This window comes from Pectobacterium versatile, assembly GCF_020166435.1.
GTDB classification, from domain to species: Bacteria; Pseudomonadota; Gammaproteobacteria; order Enterobacterales; family Enterobacteriaceae; genus Pectobacterium; species Pectobacterium versatile.
Genome location: NZ_JAINZP010000018.1, coordinates 26,024 through 50,352 on the forward strand (window position 1 = coordinate 26,024; position 24,329 = coordinate 50,352).

The following is a 24,329-nucleotide window of genomic DNA, read 5'->3' on the forward strand; positions in this document are numbered from 1 at the left end:
CGAGCCATGCGGTGTCCGAACTTCTCGTGATATCCTCCCCTTATCTCCCTCTTTCCACAGTAAATCACGGCCATGCTTGCTAAGTTATTACGTTCAGCACTATTTGGTGCCCTCGTTGCCGGTATTATTCTGGCCGTACTCCCCTTTGTTGGATCGAGTACGTCATTTCTGAAAAGCAATGACAGAAATACTGACAGCTCGCCCATAAGCTATCATCAGGGAGTCAACCGTGCGACGCCTGCTGTGGTTAACATTTATAATCGGGTTGCCAACACGGAAAAGCCCAGTGAAGTCGCCATTCATCCTCTGGGTTCTGGCGTCATCATGAATGAAAAAGGGTATATTTTAACCAACAAGCATGTGATTAATAACGTGCAGCAAATCCAGATCGAGCTCTCAGACGGCAGGCTGTACGAAGCCCGCGTGATCGGTTCAGATACCCTGACCGACCTGGCTGTGTTGCAAATTGATGGCATCAACCTGCCCGTCATTCCCATGAATCCAGATCGTATACCGCACGTCGGCGATGTCGTAATGGCGATCGGTAACCCCTATAATCTGGGACAAACCGTTACACAGGGCGTCATCAGCGCCACTGGCCGCGTCAGCCTCAGCACTTACGGCCAGCAAAGAAGCCAGGTCGGACGCCAAAATCTGTTACAAACCGATGCGTCGATTAACCACGGGAACTCCGGCGGTGCACTGGTCAACACGCTGGGTGAGCTGGTCGGTATTAATACGCTCTCTTTTGATAAAAGCAGTAATGGCGAAACGCCAGAAGGTATTAGCTTCGCGATTCCCGTGGCGCTAGCGACTAAGGTGATGGGCAAGCTGATTCGCGATGGTCGTGTGGTTCGTGGCTATATTGGCATCAACGGCGTACAGCTAGAAAACATTGAGAACAGCACGTTGACTAACAATCGTGATGCACAGGGTCGATTAACCGGCATTCTCGTCCAAACTATCGATCCCGGCGGCCCAGCGGATAAAGCAGGTATTCGCATCGAAGACGTCATCGTTAGCGTGAACAATAAGCCTGCACGCTCGATTATAGAGACCATGGAGCAAGTTTCGGAAATACGTCCCGGAACCGTTATTCCGGTCACGATTGAGCGCGCTAACAAGCAAATCACGCTACAAATGGCTATTCAGGAATTCCCCACTCTATAGCGACATTCAAGGCTAGTTGATAAAACATATCAGCAGGTAAACAAGAAACCGGGTGGGAACCCACCCGGCTGACAAACATGATGGTAAAGACAAACCGCTGAAACGCTTACTCGTGCTCTTTAACGCGCTCGATATTCGCACCTAACGCACGCAGCTTATCTTCGATGCGGTCATAGCCACGATCGATATGATAAATACGATCCACTATCGTCACACCTTCTGCGATACAACCGGCTAATACCAGACTGGCTGATGCACGTAAGTCGGTCGCCATCACCTGCGCACCAGACAGCTTATCAACGCCGTGGCAAATCACCGTATTGCTCTCAATTTCTGCCTGTGCGCCCATACGAATAAGCTCAGGTACATGCATGAAGCGGTTTTCGAAGATGGTTTCGGTAATCACGCCTGTCCCTTCTGCGACCAGGTTCAGCAAGCTGAACTGCGCCTGCATATCGGTCGGGAATCCAGGATGCGGCGACGTACGAACGGTAACCGCTTTCGGACGCTTACCGTGCATATCCAGACTGATCCAGTCTTCGCCGATTTCGATTTCCGCACCCGCTTCGCGCAGCTTCGCCAATACCGCATCCAACGTATCAGGACGAGTATTGCGGCAGATAATCTGACCGCGAGATACCGCAGCCGCGACCAGGAATGTCCCGGTTTCAATACGGTCAGGCACCACGCGGTAGACACCGCCGCCCAGACGCGCAACACCTTCAATGGTGATTTTATCCGTGCCTGCACCGCTGATTTTCGCACCCAGCGTATTCAGGAAGTTTGCCGTATCGACAATCTCTGGTTCACGTGCCGCGTTCTCAATAATCGTGGTGCCTTCCGCCAGCGTCGCCGCGCTCATGATGGTCACCGTGGCACCCACGCTCACTTTGTCCATCACGATGTGCGCACCTTTCAGGCGGCCATCAACCGTCGCTTTGACATAGCCTTCTTCCAGTACGATCTGCGCACCGAGCTGCTCAAGGCCGTAAATGTGCAAATCTACCGGGCGCGCGCCAATCGCACAGCCGCCGGGCAGCGAAACCTGACCTTGACCAAAACGCGCCACCAGCGGCCCTAAAGCCCAAATAGAGGCGCGCATGGTTTTCACCAGATCGTACGGCGCACAAAACACGTTTACATCGCTGGCATCCACATGGACGGAACCGTTACGCTCAACGCGCGCACCCAACTGACCCAGCAGCTTCATGGTGGTATCAATATCGCGCAGTTTCGGTACGTTCTGAATTTCTACCGGTTCTTCTGCGAGCAACGCAGCGAACAGGATCGGCAACGCAGCATTCTTGGCGCCGGAAATGGTCACTTCCCCCGCTAAACGGGTTGGGCCCTGAACACGAAATTTATCCATAGTCTTTGTATCTCGATGTCTTAATTCAATATGTCGTCACACTGATACTGGCAGTTTATTCCCACTCGCACGGGGAGACTTAGAAGCCGTTCAGTTTACGGTCGCGCTGCCACTCTTCCGGCGTATAGGCCTTGATCGACAGTGCATGAATACGGTTATCCGCGATGTACTCCATCAGCGGCGCATAAACAGCCTGCTGTTTTTTTACTCGGCTCATTCCAGCAAAAAGTCCGCCCACTACGATGACTTGAAAATGGCTGCCATCACCAGAAACATGGGCTTCTTCCAGTGCCAATGCGTTCATCAGCACGTCTTTAATTTCGTTATTTTCCATCGCTCTCGATTTCTATGTCAGGGGGAGATGATTTACAGGGGGGTATCTTAGATGAATATGGCGCTATCTTAAACAAAGAATGCGCCCCTTTATACCCGTCATACTTCAAGCCGCATGCGCGTTGGCTTCCCTCACTCACCCCAGTCACTTACCTGAGTAAGCTTCTGGGGATTCGCGCGGTTGCCGCCTGCCTGCAACTCGAATTATTTAAGGTATAGACAAGGCCTAAAGGGGCGAATCTGGTAACCCGCGTTACCGTTTAAGACACAAGAATGATTTCATTCAGGTTATAGAGCGCAATGAGCGTTTTTAGCCGATCGCTGGCACCGACAATCGCTATCTCTCCGCCTGAAGACGGCTGCTGATAAACGTGCATCAGCAATGCTAACCCAGCAGAATCAACGCGACTTAATCCAGATACATCCAGCGTGGTTTTATCCGCCAGTAACGATTCACGCTGCTGCCAGAACGGTAACAGAGTTTCACGATCCAGATCGCCCGTTAACGCCAGCGTGGAGTCCTGTGCCTGCCAGTTCAATGCATTCGCCATGTTCACACCCAAATTACTTTTTCTGATCCAACGTGATGGCCTGCTTCGCCGAGGATTCCAACTGTTGAGTCAGGCCATCAACGCCTTTCTGACGCAGTACTGCCGCCCACTCGTTCTGTTTAGTGGTGATCATACTGACACCCTCGGCAATCATGTCGAACGCCTGCCAGTTACCGGTTTTGCTGTTCTTACGCCATTGGAAGTCCAAACGTACCGGAGGGCGGCTGCCGTTATCAACGATGTTCACGCGAATGGAAACGATATCAGTATTGCCCAGCGGCTGTCCCGACACAATCTGATAGGTTTGCCCGTTATACATCGCCAAAGCCTGCCCGTAGGCCTGTTCCAAATAGGCTTCAAACGCTTTGAAATAGGCATCACGCTGTGCTGGTGTCGCGTCTTTATAGTAACGCCCCAGCACCAACGCACCAGCGTATCGCACCTGAACATACGGCAGCAGCTCTTCGCGTACGACCGTACGCAGATAGTCAGGATTTTGTTTGATCTTTGGCTGTTCGTTCTTCAAGCGGCTAAACGTTTTTTCCGCCGCTTCATTCATTAGACTGTAGGGATTCGTTTGGTCCGCCGCGTTGGCTAATGGCGCGACCACCAGTAAAGCCACCATCAGTAAACGTTTAAACATGCAGATATCCTCTTATTATGGATGTGAAGGAACAGGTTCGTTGTTGTGCTCAGGCGTTGCCGCAGGATTGGCACCCGGCTCCGTACCCGATTGACCGGCATTATCTTCGCTATTGCTACCGCTCTTATATAGGAATTGGCCGATGAGGTCTTCAAGCACCATCGCTGACTTGGTGTCCTGAATCACACCACCGTCTTTCAGGATCGCAGTGCCCATTTCTTCATCTTCAAACCCAATGTTCAGCGCCAGATACTGTTCGCCCAGCAAACCGGAGGTACGAATGGCCAGAGAGCTGGTATCAGGAATATGATCGTAGCGCTGCTGAATATCCATCGCCACGCGCGGCAGGTACGTTTTCTCGTCCAGCGAAATATCCGCTACGCGGCCAACCACCACGCCGCCAATTCTGATCGGAGAACGCGATTTTAACCCGCCAATGTTGTCAAACGTCGCATACAGGCGGTACGTCGGCTCGCTACCGATCGATTTGAGATCGGCTACTTTCAGGCATAAAAAGAGGATGGCAGCCAGCGCGATCAACATAAACACACCAACCCAGACTTCAGTTTTCTTTGTTTGCATCGACTCAGTTCCCAAACATCAGTGCTGTCAGCACAAAATCCAATCCCAGTACTGCTAACGACGAGTGCACGACGGTTCGGGTCGTTGCACGGCTGATCCCCTCAGACGTCGGGATCGCGTCATAGCCGTTAAACAGTGCAATCCAGGTCACGGTAATCGCAAATACGATACTTTTAATCACGCAGTTCAAGACATCCTGACGCCAGTCAACCGCGCCCTGCATGGCAGACCAGAAGAACCCGCTGTCGATGCCTTTCCAGTCCACACCGACCAACGCGCCTCCCCAAATCCCTACGGCGACAAAAATCACCGCCAGCAGCGGCATGCTGATTAACCCCGCCCAGAAGCGCGGTGCGACAACGCGGCGCAGCGGGTCAACCGCCATCATCTCCATGCTGGAGAGCTGTTCTGTTGCCTTCATCAGGCCAATTTCCGCCGTCAGCGCGGAACCCGCACGCCCGGCGAACAGCAGTGCCGTCACCACCGGACCAAGTTCACGCAGCAGCGACAGCGCCACCATCATGCCCAGACTGGCCTCGGCGCTGTAAGTCGTCAGGATGAGATAACCCTGTAACCCCAGCACCATGCCGATGAACAGACCGGAAACCATGATGATCAGCAGCGACTGCACGCCAACGCTATAAAGCTGTTTCACTAACAGCGGCCACTGTTTTCTGAATTCGGGTTTACCCACCAGCGTATTAAATAGCATCAGCCCGGCGCGCCCAAACGAGGCACTAGTGGAGATTCCCTGACGCCCCAACGACGCCAATGTCCGTAATAACATGACTGCGTTAACCCCCTGAACCTAGCAGCGACATTTTATAGTCACCCGCAGGAAAACGGAAAGGCACTGGCCCGTCGACAATACCATCTAGGAACTGACGAACCTGCGGGTCATTGTTCGCCCTCAGTTCATCCGCCGTTCCTTCAGCCACCACCTGCTTTTCGGCCACGATATAGGCGTAATCGGCGATGCTCATCACCTCTGGCACATCGTGAGAAACCACAATGCAGGTCACGCCCAACGCATGGTTCAGCTCGTCGATGAGCTTCACCAGCGTCCCCAACGTGATCGGGTCCTGCCCGACAAAAGGCTCATCAAACATAATCAACTGCGGGTCGAGCGCGATGGCTCTCGCCAGCGCGGCACGCCGCGCCATGCCGCCGGAAAGCTCCGCTGGCATCAGCTCGGCGGCTCCACGTAACCCCACGGCTTCCAGCTTCATCATGACGATGCTACGCAGCAGGGGTTCTGGCAGTCGGGTATGTTCACGCAGCGGCCAGGCGACATTATCAAACACGTTCAAATCGGTAAATAACGCGCCGGACTGAAACAACATGCTCATTTTCTTGCGCGCGTCGTACAGTTCACTGCGCGACAGCGTCGGGATATTCTCGCCATCAAACCAGATTTCACCGCTGTCCGGCGGTAACTGCCCGCCAATCAGGCGCAGCAATGTGGTTTTACCGATACCAGAAGGCCCCATGATCGCAGTGACCTTGCCTTTAGGCACATTCAACGTGATGTCTGTAAAAATCTCTCGCTCTCCGCGCCGAAAGCTAAGACCACGGATCTCGACCAGATTAGTTGCCTCATGGTTCATTATTTCCATTCCTTACCCATCAGTACGCTCATAAAGAGGTCTTTTCACTCCAGCCTAACGGCTGGCTTTCATCAAGGTGCGAGTTTTACAAAAACTTACCGTAAGTTCTTGTCCAAAATGGCGGCATAAACCGTTACTGGGTTTTACTTATCGCGACAGGTTTTACTTTTTCGCCAAGCACCGTCAGAATTAGCACTCATCACAGAAAAACGCTTTTTGTGCGAAAATCGTCCAAAAATACTGATTTATTCGACAACAGGCCGGTGATTATACACTAAATAATTCGAGTTGCAGGAAGGCGGCGACGCAGCGACAAACTCGTCAAAGACGAATTTGAGCAGCCAAAGGCTGACCTCTGGTGAGAGACAATATGTTTCTCATTCATCCCCAGGAGCTTACATCAGTAAGTAACTGGGGGGTGAGAGAGAAGCCAACGCACATGCAGCTTGAAGTATGACGGGTATATATCCTATTAAAGGACGCTGCATGCTTTTTGCAACACTACTCTTGTTCATTGGTTTGCTATTACTGGTTTACGGCGCCGATCGTCTTGTCTATGGCGCCGCCGTGCTTGCGCGTTCTCTTGGCTTACCTCCTTTCGTTATCGGCATCACCATTGTCGGCTTCGGCACCTCGCTACCGGAGTTGATTGTTTCGGTTACCGCTGCCCTAAACGATCAGAACGACATGGCCGTCGGTAATGTTCTGGGTTCCAATATCACCAATATTTTACTCATTCTCGGCAGCGCGGCACTCATTCGCCCGCTAACAGTACATTCGGCCATTCTGCGCCGGGAATTGCCGCTCATGCTGTCCGTCACTTTATTGTGTGGCGTTTTACTGCATGATAGCTACCTGAGCCGCACCGACGGCATAATGCTGCTCTCTGCCGCCATTCTGTGTCTGGTGTTGATACTTCGCATGTCACAACAGGCGCAGCGGGAAGGCGGCGATAGCCTGACTCGCGAACAGCTAGCAGAACTCCCGCAGGATGACAGTAACCAAATGGTCGCCGTACTGTGGTTGATTCTCGGCATGATTATTTTACCCATGGCCGCCCGTATGGTGGTGGATAATGCCACTGTCATTGCACGCTACTTCGATATCAGCGAGTTGACGATCGGGCTGACTATATTGGCGATCGGCACCAGCCTGCCTGAGCTTGCTACTGCCATCGTCGGGACGCTGAAGAAAGAAGATGATATTGCGCTGGGTAACCTGATTGGCTCGAACATTTTTAATATCGCGATTGTTCTGGGCGTACCTGCGTTGCTCTCACCGGGCGCACTGAATCCTCAGATTTTTCAGCGCGACTATTGGGTCATGCTGGCGGCAAGTGTGCTGTTAACCGCACTGTGCCTCAGCAAAAAACGCCGTATAGGACAAGGTGCAGGCGCATTATTATGCTGCGCATTCATCGCCTATCTGACGGCCCTATTTTATTTTTCATAAGACGCTCAGTTTTTCATCATAATCAGGACTATTGGTATGTCACAGTTTGAACAACATGCTCACCTAAAACAGCAGTCTGACCGTGCACTATCCGATCATGCACCACAAGCCGATCACACGCGACAAAAGGCTCATGAACTACCAGCAGATTTCGATTTCCAGCAGGCGGGCAAGCAGGTACTGAGTATCGAACGCGATGGGCTTGCGCAATTAGACCAGTACATTGATGACAATTTTACCCTCGCCTGCAAAAAGATATTTCACTGCGAGGGCAAAGTGGTGGTGATGGGGATGGGCAAATCTGGCCATATCGGCTGCAAGATTGCCGCGACCTTCGCCAGCACCGGTACGCCTGCTTTTTTTGTTCATCCCGGTGAAGCCAGCCACGGTGACCTCGGCATGGTGACGCCGCACGATATCGTGATCGCTATTTCCAACTCTGGCGAGTCCCATGAAATTCTGTCGCTAATTCCCGTTCTGAAACGCCAGAAAGTGTTCCTGATCTGCATGACCAGCGCACCGGAAAGTACGATGGGGAAAACGGCGGATATTCATCTGTGTGTTCATGTCCCACAGGAAGCCTGCCCGCTCGGCCTGGCGCCCACCTCCAGCACTACCGCGACGCTGGTCATGGGAGACGCGCTGGCCGTAGCCTTGTTACAGGCACGCGGCTTTACCGCAGAAGATTTCGCCCTTTCTCACCCCGGTGGCGCACTCGGCCGCAAACTTTTACTGCGCGTCAGCGATATCATGCATTCAGGCGATGAGATTCCCCATGTCCCACACGATGCCTCATTGCGTGATGCCTTGGTGGAAATTACGCGCAAAAATCTGGGTATGACGGTAATCTGCGAAGCGGATATGAAAATTCAGGGCATCTTTACTGATGGTGACCTGCGCCGCATCTTCGACATGAATATTGACTTGAACAGCGCGCGCATTGCTGATGTGATGACCGCGGGCGGCATCCGGGTCGCACCGCAAACGCTGGCGGTGGATGCACTTAACCTGATGCAGTCGCGCCATATCACCTCAGTGCTGGTGGCAGAAAACGATCGTTTGGTCGGGATCGTCCATATGCACGATATGCTGCGGGCTGGCGTGGTTTAAAAAGAAAGGATGGTAGTGAATGAGTGAAGTCAGGGCGCAAACCGATACCTGCTATGGGCCTGTCGATCAACAGGTACTGGATAAAGCCCGTGAGGTTCGCCTGTTAATCTGCGACGTTGACGGCGTGATGTCCGATGGTCTGATTTACATGGGCAACCACGGCGAGGAGCTGAAAGCCTTTAACGTCCGCGACGGCTATGGTATTCGCTGCTTGCTGACGTCTGATATTGAGGTTGCCATCATTACTGGGCGTTCAGCAAAATTGCTGGAAGATCGGTGTAAAACACTGGGCATTAACCATCTTTATCAGGGGCAATCGGATAAGGTTTTGGCCTTCAACGATCTGTTGGATAAACTGTCAGTAACGGCAAATCAGGTCGCGTATATCGGCGACGATATGATCGACTGGCCAGTAATGGCACAGGTCGGGCTGAGCGTTGCCGTGGCTGATGCCCATCCGCTGTTATTGCCGCGCGCAGATTATGTCACCCGTATTGCGGGAGGCCGTGGCGCAGTACGTGAGCTGTGTGATTTGATTCTGTTCTCGCAGGACAAGCTGGAGCATGCCAAAGGGTTGTCAATATGAGTAAAACCAAGCGTTGGCTCACCGCTTTTCTGACTCTGTTGGTGCTTATCCTCATCGGCTGGAATATTGCGGATGAGGACACGGTAACAGCACCGGATGCAAACGACCCCGCCGTGCCGGTTTATACCAGCGAAAAGACCAACACGCAGGTATACAGCCCCGCCGGTAAGCTGAGCTACAGACTGATTTCGGAAAAAGCGGAGTATTTCAACGACGAGCAGTTGAGCTGGTTTACGACTCCCGTTGCCACGCTGTTCAATGAACAGGGTACGGCAACCTGGTCAGTACGCGCCGATCGCGCCAAGCTGACAAAAGACAAGATGCTCTATCTGTACGGCAACGTCGAGGTGAATAGCCTGACGAAAGACGCACAGCTTCAGCGCATCACAACGAATAATGCCCAGGTGAATCTGGTCACACAGGACGTCTCTTCCGATGATGAAGTCACCCTGTATGGTGCCAGCTTTACCTCAAGCGGAATGAAAATGCGTGGGAATCTGCGTAACAAAACGGCCGAGTTGATCGAAAAGGTAAAAACCTCTTATGAAATCCAAAACCAATAATCTCATGCGTAACACCCTGATCGCCAGCTCGCTGTTCGCCGTCAGCATTTCCGCCTTTGCCGTTACCGGCGACAGCAACCAACCTATTCACATAGATTCAGCACAGCAATCTCTGGACATGCAGGGCAACACGGTGACGTTCACTGGTAATGTTGTCGTGAAGCAAGGGACGATTGAAGTGAAAGCCGACAAGGTCGTCGTGACGCGTCCACAGGGCACGCAAGGCAGTGAAGTGGTGGAAGGTTACGGCAACCCCGTGACGTTCTACCAGATGCAGGACAACGGCAAGCCAGTAAAAGGTCACGCACAGAAAATCCGCTACGAGCTGGCCAAAGACTTTCTGGTGCTGACAGGCAATGCCTATCTGGAACAGCAGGACAGCAATGTAAAAGGCGATCGCATCACCTATCTGGTGAAACAGCAGCAGATGGAAGCCACCAGCGACAAAGGAAAACGCGTGACGACGGTGTTAGTCCCCTCTCAGCTTCAGGAGAAAGAGAACAAGAATCAACCTTCTCGTTCTCAACAACCGCAACCACGGGTCACTGAATAAGTTATGGCAACATTAACCGCAGAAAATCTGGCCAAGGCATACAAAGGCCGTAAAGTCGTGGAAAACGTCAGCCTCACCGTTAATTCCGGTGAAATTGTCGGCCTGCTCGGGCCGAACGGTGCCGGCAAAACGACAACGTTCTACATGGTCGTAGGCATCGTTCCGCGTGATGAAGGACGCATCGTCATTGACGACGATGACATCAGCCTGCTTCCTTTGCACGAACGTGCGCTGCGCGGCATCGGCTATCTCCCGCAGGAAGCCTCTATATTCCGCCGCTTAAGCGTTTATGACAATCTGATGGCGGTGTTACAGATCCGTAAAGATCTGACGACCGAACAGCAGGAAGATCGTGCCAATGAGCTAATGGAAGAATTCCATATTATTCATTTGCGCGATAGTCTGGGACAATCGCTGTCCGGTGGAGAAAGACGCCGCGTAGAGATTGCGCGTGCGCTGGCAGCGAATCCGAAGTTCATCCTGCTGGATGAACCGTTTGCGGGCGTAGACCCGATCTCCGTACTGGATATTAAAAAAATCATTGAGCATCTGCGTGACAGCGGGCTTGGCGTGTTGATTACCGATCATAACGTCCGCGAAACGCTTGATGTCTGTGAACGAGCCTACATCGTGAGTCAGGGTAACCTGATCGCCCACGGTTCACCGACCGATATTCTGGCCGATGAACAGGTAAAACGCGTGTATCTGGGCGAAGGCTTCCGACTCTGATAGGGTAATATTTTATCTTTGCAGTACTTATGGGACGTTAGCGCGATTTATGAAGCAAGGTTTGCAACTCAGGCTTAGCCAGCAACTGGCCATGACTCCACAGCTCCAACAGGCGATCCGCCTGTTGCAACTGTCCACGCTTGAATTGCAACAGGAGATTCAACTGGCGTTAGAAAGTAATCCGTTGCTCGAACAAACGGATCAGCACGACGAAATCGAGTCATTTGAAAAGGCAGACAGCGATTCACTGGATACCGGTGAAGCCCTTGAACAAAGGGATATGCCGGAAGAATTGCCGCTTGATGCCACCTGGGATGAAATCTACTCCGCAGGCACGCCGTCGGGCACCGGCACCGACTATCGCGATGAAGAACTGCCGATTTATCAAGGCGAAACCACGCAAACGCTTCAGGATTACCTGATGTGGCAGGTTGAGCTGACGCCGTTTTCCGACACCGACGCGGCTATCGCTACCTCTATCGTCGATGCGGTGGACAACACCGGTTACCTGACCGTACCGCTACAAGACATTCTTGAGAGCATCGGTGACGACGACGTGACGCTGGAAGAAGTTGAAGCCGTACTCAAACGCGTGCAGCGCTTCGATCCCGTTGGCGTCGCCGCCCGCGACCTGCGCGATTGTCTGCTGGTGCAGCTTTCTCAGTTCGCCGACGACACGCCACGCCTGACCGAAGCTCGCCTGATCGTCAGCGATCATCTCGATCTGTTAGCCAATCATGATTTCCGCAGCCTGATCCGCATCACGCGCCTAAAAGAAGAGGTGCTGAAAGAAGCACTGGCGCTGATCCAATCGCTCGATCCCCGTCCAGGGCAATCGATCAACACTGGTGAATCCGAATACGTCATCCCTGATGTGCTGGTACGTAAAGTTCAGGGAATTTGGTCCGTTGAACTGAACACCGACAGCGTTCCCCGCTTGCAGATTAATCAGCAATATGCGGCACTGGGTAACAGTGTACGCAATGACAGCGACGGGCAATTTATCCGTAGCAACCTGCAAGAGGCGCGCTGGCTCATCAAAAGCCTGGAAAGTCGAAATGACACACTGCTGAAAGTGACCCGCTGCATCGTCGAACAACAGCAGGATTTCTTCGATCGGGGTGAAGAATTCATGAAGCCCATGGTACTGGCAGATATCGCGCAGGCGGTGGATATGCATGAATCCACCATTTCACGCGTGACGACACAGAAGTTCCTGCACAGTCCGCGCGGCATTTTTGAGCTAAAATATTTCTTCTCCAGCCACGTTAATACCGATAGCGGTGGAGAAGCCTCGTCAACGGCAATCCGCGCGCTGGTGAAGAAGCTTATTGCCGCGGAAAACCCCGTGAAGCCATTAAGCGATAGCAAGCTGACGGCACTGCTCTCCGATCAGGGCATCATCGTGGCGCGCCGTACCGTCGCAAAATACCGAGAGTCTTTATCTATCCCACCATCAAATCAGCGTAAACAACTGATTTGATCTCAACAGAGAAGGAAGACGCTATGCAGCTCAATATTACCGGACACCACATTGAGATCACTGAACCACTGCGTGATTTTGTTAATGGAAAATTTGCCAAATTAGAGCAGTATTTTGACCGGATTAATCAGGTCAATGTGGTATTAAGAGTGGAAAAAGTTCAGCAAATTGCCGAGGCCACACTCCATGTTAATGGTGGGGAGCTGCATGCAACTTCAGAAGCGGCAGATATGTACGCCGCGATAGATTTATTGATTGATAAGCTGGCGAGACAGCTCAATAAGCATAAGGATAAACTCAAGCAGCACTAATTTTCTCCTTTGCTGTTTGGCAAAGGAACAAACCTGCCCCATCCAACAGATGGGGCAGGATCACCAGAAGTGAAAGCGTCGTTAAGTGAAAATAAAATGAGCCACGATCCCGTATTGCAACTCAGCACCGTATTACGCCCTGAGTGCACCCGAAGTACCGTCCACTGCCAGAGTAAGAAACGGGCATTGGAAATTATCAGTGAGCTGGCCGCCAGACAGCTTAACATTCCTTCACAGATTATTTTTGATGCCATCCTCACCCGGGAACGCATGGGCAGTACGGGAATCGGCGGCGGCATTGCCATTCCTCACGGTAAGCTGGAAGGCGATAATGCGCTGGGCGCCATCGGTGTTTTCATCCAGTTAGAGCAACCGATCGCTTTTGATGCCATTGATAATCAGGCCGTTGATCTGCTTTTTGCCTTGCTGGTTCCGGCGGAACAATGTAAAACCCATTTGCACACCCTGTCGCTTGTTGCTAAGCAGCTGGCGGATAAAACAGTTTGCCGACGCCTGCGAGCGGCGCAAAGCGATGAAGAGCTGTACCAGATTATGACGGAAGCCGGTTAATCGTCATATTCACGATGACGGGCAATTCGCGGTAGAGTCAGAGAATGCTTGCAATCCGTGCGCTAAGCCGTCATTTTTTTAGCTATAGATTACTTTATAAAAACAGTGGCAATGAGAATTCGCCATCACGTTGCCAGAGGGGAGTCGTCAGATGGTGCTGATGATTGTCAGCGGTCGCTCAGGTTCAGGGAAATCTGTCGCCCTGCGCGCATTGGAAGATATGGGGTTCTACTGCGTAGATAATCTACCAGTGGTTCTACTGCCAGAACTGGCTAATACGCTTGCGGCACGTAATATTTCCGCAGCGGTCAGCATTGATGTGCGCAATATGCCAGAATCGCCGGAGATATTTGAACATGCCATGGAGCAACTGCCACCCAGCTTCTCGCCTCAACTGCTGTTTCTGGATGCCGATCGCAATACACTGATCCGTCGCTACAGCGATACCCGTCGTCTGCACCCACTGTCCAGCAAAAATCTGTCGCTGGAAAGCGCGATTGATGAAGAAAGTGACCTGCTGGAACCACTGCGTTCACGTGCTGACCTGATTATTGATACCTCAGAGATGTCAGTGCACGAACTGGCCGAAATGCTGCGTACGCGGCTGCTCGGCAAGCGAGAACGCGAACTCACGATGGTGTTCGAATCATTCGGCTTTAAGCATGGTATTCCCATTGATGCAGATTACGTCTTTGACGTGCGCTTTCTGCCGAACCCGCACTGGGATCCGAAGCTGCGCCCGATGACCGGTCTGGATAAGCCCGTTGCGTCTTTCCTTGACAGGCACACCGAAGTTCACAATTTCATTTATCAGACTCGCAGCTATCTGGAACTGTGGCTACCGATGCTGGAAACCAATAACCGTAGCTATCTGACTGTCGCGATTGGCTGTACTGGCGGTAAACACCGTTCGGTGTACGTCGCCGAGCAACTGGCAGACTACTTCCGCTCACGCGGTAAGAATGTGCAGTCACGCCACCGTACGCTGGAAAAACGTAAACCCGCGTAATAGCAAACCAGTATAGTCAGGTAAACCATGGCAGTCCGGCAAACGGTTGAAATCAAAAATGAGCTGGGTATGCATGCTCGCCCAGCGATGAAGCTGTTCGAGCTAGTGCAGAGCTTTGATGCAGAAGTGATACTGCGTAACGACAGCGGCACCGAAGCCGAAGCCAGCAGCGTGATTGCCATGCTGATGCTAGACTCGGCCAAAGGGCGTGTCATCGAGGTAGAAGCGACTGGCCCAGATGAAGCGCAGGCGCTTGCCGCCGTCATCGAGCTGTTTGAAGCTGGGTTCGACGAATACTAGCGATTTCCTTAGCAGGCTATACCCTAAATAATTCGAGTTGCGTGACAAAACGTTAGCGTTTTGAACAACGCTCTGCGTTGACCCTTTGGGGCAAGGCCCATTTATGGCCTTGTAACGCGGCAATCGCGCGAATCCCTAGGAGCTTACACAAGTAAGTGACTGGGGTGAGTAAGGACAAATTGGTTTAGCCAATTTGAACGCCGCTTGCGGCGGCCCCTCAGGGTGAGGCTCAGAGATGAGCCGAGTATTACCAACGCACAAGCAGCTTGAAGTATGACGGGTATCTGCCAGCCTTCGTGACAAGGATCGCTTCACTTTCCTCCCCGAACCTCCTACTATCTACCTATATAAATCATAATATTTTCTTATACCCCCTGCTCCTTTGGGCGCGGGGGGTTATTTTTATATCATCTGAAAATACCAACTGGAGAGGAGTATGACGAAACCTAACCTGACAATCAGTGAATTGGATGCAGAACGTCTGGATATGTTATTGGAGCAGCCCGCCTTTGCGGACAGCGATATCGCACAGGCGTTGAATGAGGAGCTGGATCGGGCGGAAATTTTGCCTTCGGCATCGGTTCCCTCACATGTCGTCACCATGAATAGTCGGGTGCGTTTCCGCGATCTGAATACCAACGAAGAGCACATCCGCACGCTGGTTTATCCAGCCGCAGTGAAGGACAGCAAAGAACCGCTGTCGGTGATGGCTCCGCTGGGTGCGGCACTATTGGGAATGCATGTGGGAAATTCTATCGCTTGGCAGTTGCCAAACGGTGAAGAAACGCGAATTGAAGTACTAGAACTACTCTATCAGCCAGAAGCCGCAGGCGAGTACCACCGCTAAACCAGCAAGGTACAATTCTGATACAAGATACGTGCTAACAAGGCATAGAGTAACAGCCGTCGGACACTGCCGACGGCGACGGTTACTCACACAGAGCAGGTTTATTCCCCTGCGATCTTCATCTCTGGCAGCAGAACGGAACCACACTGGATATTGCTTCGGGTTTCGATATCATTCCCCGCCGTCACAATATTACGCAGCATGTCTTTCAGGTTACCCGCGATCGTAATCTCGCTAACCGGATATTGAATTTCGCCGTTCTCGACCCAGAAGCCGGATGCGCCACGGGAATAATCCCCCGTCACACCGCTCACACCTTGCCCCATCAGTTCAGTCACCAGCAGGCCTTTGCCCATCTGTTTCAACATACCGTTGAAATCCAGACCCTGTCCGGCAATCCGCCAGTTATGAATTCCCCCCGCATGGCCAGTGCTCTGCATGCCCAGCTTACGCGCGGAGTAGCTTGTCATGAGCCAGGTCTGCAACACGCCAGCCTTCACAATCTCACGCGCCTGCGTCCGCACACCTTCACTGTCGAACGGCGTAGAGGCCAGCCCTCTCAGCAAATGCGGTTGCTCCTCAATCGTCAGCCACTCTGGCAGAATCTGCTGACCCAGCTTATCCAGCAGGAAAGTGGATTTACGATAAACGTTGCCGCCGCTGATGGCGCCAACCAAATGGCCAAACAGGCCCGTCGCCACCTCCGCAGAAAACATCACCGGTGCCTGCATGGTGGGCAGTTTACGCGGTGACAAGCGGGATAACGTGCGGCGTGCGCACTCTTCGCCCACCCATTCCGGGCTGAGTAAATCATCCAGCGCACGGCCAACGGTGTAGGCATAATCTCGCTCCATATCGCCATTCACTTCAGCAATCACACAGCTGGACATGGAATGACGGCTAGAGCAGTAACTTTTCAGCAGGCCGTGGCTATTGCCGAACACCTTCACGCCGTAATGGCTGTTAAAACTGCCGCCTTCGGTGTTAGTGATGCGCTTGTCAGCCTGTAACGCCGCCTGCTCTGCGCGAGCGGCTAATTCAATGCCGCGATCCGCATCCAGCTCGGTCGGATGGAACAGATCCAGATCCGGCGCGTCAAACGCCAGAAGATCCCGATCCGCCGGACCAGCAAAAGGATCGACAGAGGTATAACGCGCAATATCCAGCGCGGCCTGTACCGTACGGGCTATCGCATCCGGGCTGAGATCGGTAGACGATGCGCTGCCTTTACGCTGTTGGTGATAAACCGTGATGCCCAACGCGCCATCGCTGTTGAATTCAACATTTTCAACCTCACCATAACGGGTACTGACGCTAATGCCCGTCGTTTTTGACACCGCGACTTCTGCCGCATCAGAACCGGCACGCGCCAGTTCCAGCGCCTGAGCAACCGCGAGCTCCAGCGCTTTACGCTGCTCTGCAACCTGAGTAGTTATCGTCATTGTTCTGCCATAATGAGTGGAAGAAAGCTCACCATCATCATCCCCGCAACGAGCACAAAAGGGGCGTATACTCTATATACTTCGCGCAGCCAACACACAGGTAACGTGAAGTATGACGAGCATAAAATGGTGTAGCATAATGCTTTCTAGTCTAACAGGATCTACGGACAATTTCGCACAAAGCCCAAACCTGTTAGTATCAGCCTCTTTTTTGCTGGTGGGCACGCTGTTCACCATCCCGGAGCCGCTACGCGTAGCGTTACGAATTGCTCCTGGACACTTTTTAGGAGCCAACCATGAAGCAAAAGTACGAAGACTGGCTGAATGACGTCCCAGAGAACCAAGAAGACGACGAAGATGATGAAATTATCTGGGTCAGCAAAAGTGAAATAAAGCGCGATGCCGAAGCGCTGAAAGATCTCGGCGCAGAACTGGTCGAGCTGGGTAAAAACGCCCTGGAGAAGATCCCGTTGGACGACGATCTGCGTGCAGCGGTGGAACTGGCACAGCGGATCAAGAAAGAAGGCCGCCGCCGTCAGCTACAGCTGATTGGTAAAATGCTGCGCGCCCGCGATCCAGAGCCGATCCAAACCGCACTGGATAAGCTGAACAACCGCCATAATCAGCAGGTGGCGTTATTCCACAAACTGGAACAGCTGCGTGACCGTCTGATTGAAGAAGGTGACGATGTGGTCCCCGATATTCTGGCGCTATATCCCCACGCTGACCGTCAGCAGTTGCGCTCTCTGGTGCGTAATGCGCAGAAAGAGAAAGCGACGAATAAGCCGCCGAAATCCGCCCGCCAGATCTTCCAGTATCTGCGCGAACTGGCTGAGACCACAGACTAACGGCGATCATGGGATGAGGAGGATGCCTCACTCATCCCATGTATTATCGGTAGCTCGTTGAGCTCACGATTAATTAAGATCGCAACAGCATCCCAGATTACAATCCGCCCAAATGCCAGGTTTTTACTTCCAGAAACTCGTCCAGCCCCAAAACAGAGCCTTCGCGGCCTAATCCTGACTCTTTCACACCGCCGAAGGGTGCTAACTCGGTTGAAACCGCGCATTCGTTAATGCCAATCATGCCACTCTCCAACGCTTCTGCCACGCGGAACACACGCTGCAAATTCTGGCTGTAGAAGTAAGCCGCCAGACCAAATGGCGTATTGTTGGCGCGCTGAATCACCTCTTCTTCCGTTTTGAAACGGAAACAGGGAGCAACCGGACCAAACGTTTCTTCCTGCGCCAGCAGCATCGCTTCGTTGGCATCAACAATCACCGTCGGCTCAAAGAAGCTGTGGCCCAGCTTGTGCCGTTTACCACCGACAAGCGCCTTGCCTCCCTTTTCCACCGCGTCATTGACGTGCTTTTCCACCTTCTCAACGGCAGCATCGTCAATCAGCGGACCGAGCACGACGCCGTCATCCATACCGTTGCCGACCTTCAGCTTTTTCACTTCTTCCGCAAGCAGAGAGACGAACTCATCGTAGACGCCATCCTGAATATAAAATCGGTTGGCACTGACGCAAACCTGACCCGCATTGCGGAAGCGGTTGGCAATCGCGCCTTTTACCGCGGCCTGAATATCTGCATCATCAAACACGATATAAGGTGCGTTGCCACCCAACTCCATCGACACTTTCTTCATCGTATCTGCGGCGTTGCGCACCAACGTTTTCCCTACTTCTGTCGAACCAGTGAAGGAAATTTTGCGCACTTTATCGCTCGCCATGACGGTATCGCTAATCGCCTGCGTGTCGCCCGCCACACCGTTGAGTACGCCATCCGGCACACCCGCCTGCTGTGCCAACGCCAGCAGCGCAAACGCAGACAGCGGCGTATTGTTCGCGGGTTTGATGACGCCAGTACATCCCGCAGCCAGCGCCGGCCCCAGCTTACGCGTCAGCATCGCCAGCGGGAAATTCCACGGTGTAATAGCGACAACAACCCCAACGGGTTCACGCGTGGCGTAAATCTTCGATCCGGGTTTCGCAGGCGGAATGATCTCACCGTTAGCCCGTTTTCCCTGCTCAGCAAACCACTGAATAAAATTCGCCGCATAGACGACTTCACCTTCGGCTTCCTGTACTGGCTTGCCCTGCTCGGCGGTCATCAACTCCGCCAGATAGCGTTTATTTTCCAGAATCAGTTCGTACCAGCGATACAGAATTTCAGACCGTTCCTTCGCGGTTTTACGCTTCCAGGCAGGAAAGGCGGCATAGGCGGCGTCAATCGCCGCCTGCGTCTCTTTCTTTCCCGCTTTCGCCACGCTGGCAATCGACTCGCCCGTCGCCGGATTCACAACCTCGAAGGTGGCTCCGCTCTGCTGCCATTTCCCCGCAGCAAAGTAGCCGGTTTTAAACAGTTCATGATTCTGCAAATTTTGTCCTGACATCGTGTTACCTCCTGAAAAGGGTCATATTCCATGACGTTATGAGGGAAGCTATGGATAATTCAGTATAGAAGTGATGGGCGCGGCCTGCGGCACTCTCGGATTAATCGTTAGTGTTATCGCACCGTCTCGCCCACTGAGGTTAGCTGCTTAGCGCATGCTGATAATCACGCAGAATCCCGGTTAATCGTCCTACAGACGCCGTCACGCTCGGGGGAAGTTGCTGTTCTGTCAGCATCTGCTGATAACGTTCAAGCTCGTCCAACAGCTGCGTGAAATAGCGGCTGCGCGTAGTATCGCGCCGAGCTGAAATCACCTGCTCCGCGGTTGCACGAATCTGACGATGAAAGGCAGACAGCGCCGCGTTTTGCGGAATATTCAGCGTTCTCAAACGTTGGTGCATGATGATCAGCCATAGCGCAAGGCGATATTTGGCAATGTCGTCAGGGAAGCGGCTCAGCAGCAGGAACAGTTGTTGATACAGCGCTGGCAGGTGATTTTCTTTTCGCCGCGCGGTGTTGGTCGTCAGTGCCGAAACAGCACCATACACAAAGCGATTCAACAGCGTTCTCCCCGTATGTGCCTTGGTGTTATCCCGGATCAGCAGGATCACCATCAGCGCCAGAAAACAGCCGATGATCTGGCCGATCGCGCTGTCCAGGAACTGGCTAATGTTGAACGTCATCGGGTTATCCAGCACAAGGATATTGATCGTACTGGCTAATGCGCCCAGCGAGCCCAACCGACGCTTTTGTACCTCAAGCCCGAGGAAGAAAGCCATCGCCCCCAGACTCAGACACAGCAGCAACATGCTTTGCTGCGTTGACGGCATGATAAACATGAACATCAATGCGCCCAGCGGCAGCGCGTAGATCGTCCCAAAAAGAAAATCCTTCGCCATCATCTGTGGATTCGGCAAACGCATGGCAAGCGACGTCACCACCGCAATCATCACCATACACACACTGCCGGAAGTCCAGCCAGTGCTTAGCCAGAACAAGCAGCCCAGCGCCGTCGCCACTCCGGTGCGTAAACCGTTGATCATGGCATGATGAGTTTCAGCCGAAGGCGCTTTAATTTCCACCTCGCTGTTCAGCACATCAGCTTCTATCGTATTAATGCGTCCGTTGGTCTGTACGCCCTTCGCCAGCAGCAGATAGCGCGTTGCCGCGCCAACCCAACTGACCAACGTAGGAGGCACATCGCGGCTATCCGCCGCAATCAAGTGACGTAATGCTTTCACACGGCAATGCACATCGCGGAGCGATTCAACAGGCTGCTCCAACACCAATTTCAGGCTGCTTTTTACTGGGTTCGGGACATCCTGCAACATCAGATAGGTTTCACACGCCTGTGTGATCATCGTGAGCGATTGCGTATGCAACGATGTTAAGCGGCGATTGCTGTTCTGCCAGCGTGAAGACTCCAGCATCAGGCTGCTGTGCATGCCGTTTAGCGCGGTCGTTTTACGCACCAACGCGTGCCATGCCGCGTCTATCGCTTCTTTCTCCGCCCCGCTCATGCTGAGTTGCAGTAGCCGATACTGATCCACCAGCAGTTCACCGATACTGCGGTCAACATCCTGCTTGATCGAACGTGGCGAAAACAGTAAATCCGCCAGAATGGCACAGACGATGCCCAGCACAATCTCGCTACAGCGCTCCACGGCAAACTGCGGCGTCAGCAACGGCGTTCCCTGTGTTGATACAATAATAATCAGCGCGGTATAACCCGCCAGCCCGAAGATATAGGCATTTTCGACTTTAACCAGCGAGGAAACCCAGGTGCAGAGGCCTGCCCAAATACAGCACAGCATCAACATCACGACGGGCGCGCGAACGGTGGCGATAATGATGATAAGTGCACCGATACAGCCGATAAACGTACCGATGATGCGCAGAATACCACGATGGCGGATCGCACCAGAAAACGGTTCACCGCCCGCAGCGAACGCCGGGCCAGCGGCGACAATCGCCGCCGTCAGCACAGACCAGCGCGGCGTTTCCAACTGGAGGTGGAAACCCAGAAATAGGGATAGCACAATCGCAAAGCTCAGCTTGAAGGCAAAGCGAAAACGCGCAAACTTCGGTGTGGTATAGAATCTGGATACTGTCAACGACGGGGTTTTCATCATCGCCTCACTTAGCCAAACTCACGCAGGCGATAAAGCAGGCGAATGAGTGGCGACGGTTTTTTGTCGTTGTTGACCTGCTCGCCGGTAATCACCACGGTCGCCGTCGTGCCAGCCGGATAGAGATCGCCCATTTGTCGATCGAGACGGATTTTTACCGGCACGCGCTGCGCCAAACGCACCCATTCCAGATTGGAGTCCACGTTAGCCAAGCCTTTCGTGTTCGCACTGTTGCTGCTGTTATTGACCCCAGCCGCCACGCTATCCACCGTGCCGTAGAATATCTTTTCGCTACCAAGCGGCGTAATTTCCGCACGATAGCCACGGCGAACGCCTTCAAGTTTGGTCTCTTCCATGTACGCCAGCAGGTAAAACGAATCCTTTTTCACCAGCGCCACCGCCGTATTACCGCGTTCGATAAACTCACCGCTTTGCACATGAAGGTTAGTGACCCAGCCGTCGGCAGGGGCGCGTACCACGGTGCGCTCCAGCTCCAGTTTCGCCAGCGATAATACCGCCTGTGCTTTAGCAAGCTGGTGCGTGGCGGTTTCCAATGCATTACTGGACTGATCGATATTTTCCTGTGACATCGCACTGATGCCCAGCCGCGCCCGACGACCGGATTCCCGGCGTTTTTCCGTCACCAGCGCCTGATAGTAGGCAACATCCGCTTCCGCCTGCGCCACGGCCTGATGGTAGCGCGGCTGGTCGATGACAAACAGCACATCACCTTTGTTTACCAGCTGATTGTCAGTGACGCGAACATCGGTCAATAACCCGCTGACATCTGGCGCGATCGCCACGACATCCGCCGTAAATTTGGCATCACGCGTCCAGGGCGATTCGGTATAGAACGCCCAGACACGGAAGATTGCCACAATCGCACACAGCACAATCACCAGCGTGATGACCACGCGGCTCAGTTTTTTGATCAGCACGGCCTGCTGTCTAAACAAGGGTAAAAAGAAAGCTTTCACAGACACCTCACAGACCGTAGCGGAACAGTAAATAAAACAGACAGCAGAACAGTGCGCTGTTAAACAGCGCAGGATGCCAGACGAAGTCATAGATACCCGTCGGTTGCAGCAGGCGGTTCACGACAAAAAATAGGGTCAGCGATACCAGCAAGACAAAAAATACCGGGGGAAATGACAGCCCGAACAGCACCATAACCGGGAGTGAACTCATCCTCTTTTCCTTTTTCTAATAGGTAACGGTAGCGAGCAAGTGTGCTACCGGGTGGTAAATTATGTCGTCTGGCGCGGCCTTTCAGCACCGACAACAGAGCCTCATGCCGCAGGCGGGCAGCCAACGGATGGGATAACGTTAAACTGATGAATAGCGATGTCAGCAGGGGCTGACTAACGATGGGAAATCAGCGTATTACTCTAATTGGGTAAATAAACACAATCATTGAATGGCTCTATTCTGCCCAGAACCACCGGATAGGCTATATTATGGATGCTTATTATCACCTTATCTACATAGTGTGATCTAAATCACTTTTAAGCCAGAGTGAATAATGGAAAGACTAAAGAGTATGTCGGTGTTTGCCCGCGTGGTGGAATTTGGTTCTTTTACCGCCGCTGCCCGTCAATTGCAGATGAGCGTATCCGCCGTCAGCCAGACCGTCACCAAGCTTGAAGATGAACTACAGATTAAGCTGCTTAATCGCAGTACGCGCAGCATTGGTTTGACGGAAGCGGGGAAAATTTACTACCACGGCTGTCGCCGCATGCTGCATGAAGCGCATGAGGTCCATGAGCAGCTCTATGCTTTCAACAACACGCCGATCGGCACGCTGCGCATCGGCAGTTCTTCCACGATGGCGCAGAATGTGTTGTCCACCATGACTGCGGCGATGCTGAAGGAATATCCCGGTCTATCTGTCAATCTGGTCACTGGGATTCCCGCTCCCGATCTGATTGCCGACGGGCTGGATATCGTTATCCGCGTCGGTGCACTACAGGATTCCAGCCTGTTCTCGAAACGATTAGGCTCGATGCCGATGGTCGTCTGTGCCGCAAAAAGCTATCTGGCACAGCACGGCACGCCGGATAAACCGGCAGATATGGTGAATTTTTCCTGGCTGGAATACAGCGTACGGCCCGACAGCGAATTCGAGCTGATCGCCCCGGAAGGCATTTCGACCCGCGTCACACCACAAGGGCGTTTTGTCACTAACGACCCGCAAACGCTGGTGCGCTGGCTCAAGGCTGGGGCGGGCATCGCGTACGTGCCGCTCATGTGGATCGTGGACGAAATCAATCGCGGCGAAATTGAGATCCTGTTCAACCGCTACCACTCCGACCCGCGCCCGGTCTACGCGCTCTACACCCGCAAAGACAACCTGCCGCTAAAAGTACAAGTCTGCATTAACTACATGACGGAATACTTCAAAAACGTCGCCCTGACGTATCAGGGCTATCGACAGAATCATAGCGAGGAAAAAAAACCGCGCTAATAAAGCGCGGTCTTAAAGGGATCTAGGGATATCAGCACGAATTACGCAGTGCCGCCAACAGGCAAGCTTTGCCCTTAATGACTACGGGTATATCAAGATTGTTTTTCGATCACTTCGTGGCATAATA

At 52.9% G+C, this 24,329-nt stretch carries 27 protein-coding genes; 15 read left to right on the plus strand and 12 right to left on the minus strand.

Translation table 11 applies throughout. From position 1 onward, the window contains the following. Nucleotides 1-72 precede the first annotated feature (72 nt). A complete protein-coding gene (gene degS, locus K7X24_RS16965; RefSeq protein WP_224556071.1) occupies nucleotides 73-1,170 on the plus strand; it encodes an outer membrane-stress sensor serine endopeptidase DegS in 1,098 nt (365 codons plus the stop codon). A gap of 106 nt (nucleotides 1,171-1,276) precedes the next feature. On the opposite strand, the gene murA is transcribed toward degS, so the two are convergent. From murA to mlaF, 7 genes are all read right to left on the minus strand, one after another. Beyond that, nucleotides 1,277-2,539, minus strand: a complete 1,263-nt coding sequence (gene murA / locus K7X24_RS16970) for a UDP-N-acetylglucosamine 1-carboxyvinyltransferase (protein WP_039354621.1) — start codon at nucleotides 2,537-2,539, stop codon at nucleotides 1,277-1,279. Between the two features lie 79 nt (nucleotides 2,540-2,618). Further along, nucleotides 2,619-2,873 carry a BolA family iron metabolism protein IbaG gene (ibaG, locus tag K7X24_RS16975; RefSeq protein ID WP_010280170.1) on the minus strand — a complete coding sequence of 85 codons (255 nt, stop codon included), beginning with the start codon at nucleotides 2,871-2,873 and terminating at the stop codon, nucleotides 2,619-2,621. A gap of 259 nt (nucleotides 2,874-3,132) precedes the next feature. Further along, the gene (gene mlaB, locus K7X24_RS16980) at nucleotides 3,133-3,423 is read right to left on the minus strand and encodes a lipid asymmetry maintenance protein MlaB (protein WP_224556072.1); all 291 of its coding nucleotides are present in this window, start codon (nucleotides 3,421-3,423) and stop codon (nucleotides 3,133-3,135) included. Nucleotides 3,424-3,436: 13 nt separating this feature from the next. Further along, the gene (gene mlaC / locus K7X24_RS16985) at nucleotides 3,437-4,066 is read right to left on the minus strand and encodes a phospholipid-binding protein MlaC (protein ID WP_224556073.1); all 630 of its coding nucleotides are present in this window, start codon (nucleotides 4,064-4,066) and stop codon (nucleotides 3,437-3,439) included. A gap of 15 nt (nucleotides 4,067-4,081) precedes the next feature. Beyond that, entirely contained in the window at nucleotides 4,082-4,648 is a 567-nt protein-coding gene (gene mlaD / locus K7X24_RS16990) for an outer membrane lipid asymmetry maintenance protein MlaD (RefSeq protein ID WP_103861654.1), read from the minus strand. A 4-nt stretch (nucleotides 4,649-4,652) separates the two neighbouring features. Next, a complete protein-coding gene (gene mlaE, locus K7X24_RS16995; protein ID WP_224556074.1) occupies nucleotides 4,653-5,435 on the minus strand; it encodes a lipid asymmetry maintenance ABC transporter permease subunit MlaE in 783 nt (260 codons plus the stop codon). 7 nt (nucleotides 5,436-5,442) lie between these two features. Next, a complete protein-coding gene (mlaF, locus tag K7X24_RS17000) occupies nucleotides 5,443-6,255 on the minus strand; it encodes a phospholipid ABC transporter ATP-binding protein MlaF (protein ID WP_224556075.1) in 813 nt (270 codons plus the stop codon). Between the two features lie 486 nt (nucleotides 6,256-6,741). Between mlaF and K7X24_RS17005 the strand changes: the two genes are divergently transcribed. The 12 genes from K7X24_RS17005 (at nucleotide 6,742) to rnk (ending at nucleotide 15,768) form a co-directional block, all read left to right on the plus strand. Next, a complete protein-coding gene (locus K7X24_RS17005) occupies nucleotides 6,742-7,707 on the plus strand; it encodes a calcium/sodium antiporter (protein WP_224556080.1) in 966 nt (321 codons plus the stop codon). Between the two features lie 36 nt (nucleotides 7,708-7,743). After that, entirely contained in the window at nucleotides 7,744-8,817 is a 1,074-nt protein-coding gene (kdsD, locus tag K7X24_RS17010) for an arabinose-5-phosphate isomerase KdsD (RefSeq protein WP_224556082.1), read from the plus strand. Nucleotides 8,818-8,836: 19 nt separating this feature from the next. Then, nucleotides 8,837-9,403, plus strand: a complete 567-nt coding sequence (kdsC, locus tag K7X24_RS17015; protein WP_010296644.1) for a 3-deoxy-manno-octulosonate-8-phosphatase KdsC — start codon at nucleotides 8,837-8,839, stop codon at nucleotides 9,401-9,403. Beyond that, a complete protein-coding gene (gene lptC, locus K7X24_RS17020) occupies nucleotides 9,400-9,966 on the plus strand; it encodes an LPS export ABC transporter periplasmic protein LptC (protein WP_224556084.1) in 567 nt (188 codons plus the stop codon). The genes kdsC and lptC overlap by 4 nt, the downstream gene beginning before the upstream one ends. Continuing rightward, the gene (gene lptA / locus K7X24_RS17025; RefSeq protein WP_224556089.1) at nucleotides 9,947-10,519 is read left to right on the plus strand and encodes a lipopolysaccharide ABC transporter substrate-binding protein LptA; all 573 of its coding nucleotides are present in this window, start codon (nucleotides 9,947-9,949) and stop codon (nucleotides 10,517-10,519) included. Before lptC ends, lptA begins: the two co-directional genes overlap by 20 nt. Nucleotides 10,520-10,522: 3 nt before the next feature. Beyond that, nucleotides 10,523-11,248 (plus strand): LPS export ABC transporter ATP-binding protein, encoded by a 726-nt coding sequence (gene lptB, locus K7X24_RS17030; RefSeq protein ID WP_010296638.1) that lies wholly within the window; start codon nucleotides 10,523-10,525, stop codon nucleotides 11,246-11,248. Between the two features lie 49 nt (nucleotides 11,249-11,297). Continuing rightward, the gene (rpoN, locus tag K7X24_RS17035) at nucleotides 11,298-12,731 is read left to right on the plus strand and encodes an RNA polymerase factor sigma-54 (RefSeq protein WP_224556098.1); all 1,434 of its coding nucleotides are present in this window, start codon (nucleotides 11,298-11,300) and stop codon (nucleotides 12,729-12,731) included. A gap of 23 nt (nucleotides 12,732-12,754) precedes the next feature. Further along, nucleotides 12,755-13,042: a ribosome hibernation promoting factor gene (gene hpf, locus K7X24_RS17040; protein WP_005975449.1), complete on the plus strand. Its 288-nt coding sequence runs from the start codon at nucleotides 12,755-12,757 to the stop codon at nucleotides 13,040-13,042. Nucleotides 13,043-13,138: 96 nt separating this feature from the next. After that, nucleotides 13,139-13,612, plus strand: a complete 474-nt coding sequence (gene ptsN / locus K7X24_RS17045; RefSeq protein ID WP_224556146.1) for a PTS IIA-like nitrogen regulatory protein PtsN — start codon at nucleotides 13,139-13,141, stop codon at nucleotides 13,610-13,612. A gap of 151 nt (nucleotides 13,613-13,763) precedes the next feature. Continuing rightward, on the plus strand, nucleotides 13,764-14,621 hold the full coding sequence (gene rapZ / locus K7X24_RS17050; protein WP_039354588.1) for an RNase adapter RapZ: 858 nt from the start codon (nucleotides 13,764-13,766) through the stop codon (nucleotides 14,619-14,621). 27 nt (nucleotides 14,622-14,648) lie between these two features. Then, on the plus strand, nucleotides 14,649-14,921 hold the full coding sequence (npr, locus tag K7X24_RS17055; RefSeq protein WP_224556102.1) for a PTS phosphocarrier protein NPr: 273 nt from the start codon (nucleotides 14,649-14,651) through the stop codon (nucleotides 14,919-14,921). A 436-nt stretch (nucleotides 14,922-15,357) separates the two neighbouring features. Continuing rightward, nucleotides 15,358-15,768, plus strand: a complete 411-nt coding sequence (gene rnk / locus K7X24_RS17060) for a nucleoside diphosphate kinase regulator (RefSeq protein WP_224556103.1) — start codon at nucleotides 15,358-15,360, stop codon at nucleotides 15,766-15,768. Between the two features lie 101 nt (nucleotides 15,769-15,869). Here rnk and pmbA read toward each other — a convergent pair whose 3' ends face one another. Beyond that, nucleotides 15,870-17,210, minus strand: coding sequence for a metalloprotease PmbA (gene pmbA, locus K7X24_RS17065; RefSeq protein WP_224556105.1), 1,341 nt, complete (start codon nucleotides 17,208-17,210; stop codon nucleotides 15,870-15,872). Between the two features lie 296 nt (nucleotides 17,211-17,506). Here pmbA and yjgA point away from each other — a divergent pair, with 296 nt between their 5' ends. Next, the gene (gene yjgA, locus K7X24_RS17070; RefSeq protein WP_040031830.1) at nucleotides 17,507-18,058 is read left to right on the plus strand and encodes a ribosome biogenesis factor YjgA; all 552 of its coding nucleotides are present in this window, start codon (nucleotides 17,507-17,509) and stop codon (nucleotides 18,056-18,058) included. Nucleotides 18,059-18,155: 97 nt separating this feature from the next. Here yjgA and K7X24_RS17075 read toward each other — a convergent pair whose 3' ends face one another. The 4 genes from K7X24_RS17075 to aaeX form a co-directional block, all read right to left on the minus strand. Next, nucleotides 18,156-19,610 (minus strand): NAD-dependent succinate-semialdehyde dehydrogenase, encoded by a 1,455-nt coding sequence (locus K7X24_RS17075; RefSeq protein ID WP_130637216.1) that lies wholly within the window; start codon nucleotides 19,608-19,610, stop codon nucleotides 18,156-18,158. A 139-nt stretch (nucleotides 19,611-19,749) separates the two neighbouring features. Next, entirely contained in the window at nucleotides 19,750-21,738 is a 1,989-nt protein-coding gene (gene aaeB / locus K7X24_RS17080; RefSeq protein ID WP_224556149.1) for a p-hydroxybenzoic acid efflux pump subunit AaeB, read from the minus strand. An 11-nt stretch (nucleotides 21,739-21,749) separates the two neighbouring features. After that, nucleotides 21,750-22,715 carry a p-hydroxybenzoic acid efflux pump subunit AaeA gene (gene aaeA / locus K7X24_RS17085; RefSeq protein ID WP_039507749.1) on the minus strand — a complete coding sequence of 322 codons (966 nt, stop codon included), beginning with the start codon at nucleotides 22,713-22,715 and terminating at the stop codon, nucleotides 21,750-21,752. Nucleotides 22,716-22,722: 7 nt separating this feature from the next. Further along, complete coding sequence (gene aaeX, locus K7X24_RS17090; protein WP_005975424.1) at nucleotides 22,723-22,926, minus strand: p-hydroxybenzoic acid efflux pump operon protein AaeX; 204 nt, start codon at nucleotides 22,924-22,926, stop codon at nucleotides 22,723-22,725. A 334-nt stretch (nucleotides 22,927-23,260) separates the two neighbouring features. Here aaeX and aaeR point away from each other — a divergent pair, with 334 nt between their 5' ends. Continuing rightward, nucleotides 23,261-24,202 (plus strand): HTH-type transcriptional activator AaeR, encoded by a 942-nt coding sequence (aaeR, locus tag K7X24_RS17095; RefSeq protein WP_039470325.1) that lies wholly within the window; start codon nucleotides 23,261-23,263, stop codon nucleotides 24,200-24,202. Nucleotides 24,203-24,329: the final 127 nt, after the last annotated feature.

Excerpts from the sequence above, each read along its gene's own strand:
- degS (WP_224556071.1), top strand. The coding sequence starts at position 73 with ATGCTTGCTAAGTTATTACGTTCAGCACTATTTGGTGCCCTCGTTGCC.
- murA (WP_039354621.1), bottom strand. The coding sequence starts at position 2,539 with ATGGATAAATTTCGTGTTCAGGGCCCAACCCGTTTAGCGGGGGAAGTG.
- ibaG (WP_010280170.1), bottom strand. The coding sequence starts at position 2,873 with ATGGAAAATAACGAAATTAAAGACGTGCTGATGAACGCATTGGCACTG.
- mlaB (WP_224556072.1), bottom strand. The coding sequence starts at position 3,423 with ATGGCGAATGCATTGAACTGGCAGGCACAGGACTCCACGCTGGCGTTA.
- mlaC (WP_224556073.1), bottom strand. The coding sequence starts at position 4,066 with ATGTTTAAACGTTTACTGATGGTGGCTTTACTGGTGGTCGCGCCATTA.
- mlaD (WP_103861654.1), bottom strand. The coding sequence starts at position 4,648 with ATGCAAACAAAGAAAACTGAAGTCTGGGTTGGTGTGTTTATGTTGATC.
- mlaE (WP_224556074.1), bottom strand. The coding sequence starts at position 5,435 with ATGTTATTACGGACATTGGCGTCGTTGGGGCGTCAGGGAATCTCCACT.
- mlaF (WP_224556075.1), bottom strand. The coding sequence starts at position 6,255 with ATGAACCATGAGGCAACTAATCTGGTCGAGATCCGTGGTCTTAGCTTT.
- K7X24_RS17005 (WP_224556080.1), top strand. The coding sequence starts at position 6,742 with ATGCTTTTTGCAACACTACTCTTGTTCATTGGTTTGCTATTACTGGTT.
- kdsD (WP_224556082.1), top strand. The coding sequence starts at position 7,744 with ATGTCACAGTTTGAACAACATGCTCACCTAAAACAGCAGTCTGACCGT.
- kdsC (WP_010296644.1), top strand. The coding sequence starts at position 8,837 with ATGAGTGAAGTCAGGGCGCAAACCGATACCTGCTATGGGCCTGTCGAT.
- lptC (WP_224556084.1), top strand. The coding sequence starts at position 9,400 with ATGAGTAAAACCAAGCGTTGGCTCACCGCTTTTCTGACTCTGTTGGTG.
- lptA (WP_224556089.1), top strand. The coding sequence starts at position 9,947 with ATGAAATCCAAAACCAATAATCTCATGCGTAACACCCTGATCGCCAGC.
- lptB (WP_010296638.1), top strand. The coding sequence starts at position 10,523 with ATGGCAACATTAACCGCAGAAAATCTGGCCAAGGCATACAAAGGCCGT.
- rpoN (WP_224556098.1), top strand. The coding sequence starts at position 11,298 with ATGAAGCAAGGTTTGCAACTCAGGCTTAGCCAGCAACTGGCCATGACT.
- hpf (WP_005975449.1), top strand. The coding sequence starts at position 12,755 with ATGCAGCTCAATATTACCGGACACCACATTGAGATCACTGAACCACTG.
- ptsN (WP_224556146.1), top strand. The coding sequence starts at position 13,139 with ATGAGCCACGATCCCGTATTGCAACTCAGCACCGTATTACGCCCTGAG.
- rapZ (WP_039354588.1), top strand. The coding sequence starts at position 13,764 with ATGGTGCTGATGATTGTCAGCGGTCGCTCAGGTTCAGGGAAATCTGTC.
- npr (WP_224556102.1), top strand. The coding sequence starts at position 14,649 with ATGGCAGTCCGGCAAACGGTTGAAATCAAAAATGAGCTGGGTATGCAT.
- rnk (WP_224556103.1), top strand. The coding sequence starts at position 15,358 with ATGACGAAACCTAACCTGACAATCAGTGAATTGGATGCAGAACGTCTG.
- pmbA (WP_224556105.1), bottom strand. The coding sequence starts at position 17,210 with ATGACGATAACTACTCAGGTTGCAGAGCAGCGTAAAGCGCTGGAGCTC.
- yjgA (WP_040031830.1), top strand. The coding sequence starts at position 17,507 with ATGAAGCAAAAGTACGAAGACTGGCTGAATGACGTCCCAGAGAACCAA.
- K7X24_RS17075 (WP_130637216.1), bottom strand. The coding sequence starts at position 19,610 with ATGTCAGGACAAAATTTGCAGAATCATGAACTGTTTAAAACCGGCTAC.
- aaeB (WP_224556149.1), bottom strand. The coding sequence starts at position 21,738 with ATGAAAACCCCGTCGTTGACAGTATCCAGATTCTATACCACACCGAAG.
- aaeX (WP_005975424.1), bottom strand. The coding sequence starts at position 22,926 with ATGAGTTCACTCCCGGTTATGGTGCTGTTCGGGCTGTCATTTCCCCCG.
- aaeR (WP_039470325.1), top strand. The coding sequence starts at position 23,261 with ATGGAAAGACTAAAGAGTATGTCGGTGTTTGCCCGCGTGGTGGAATTT.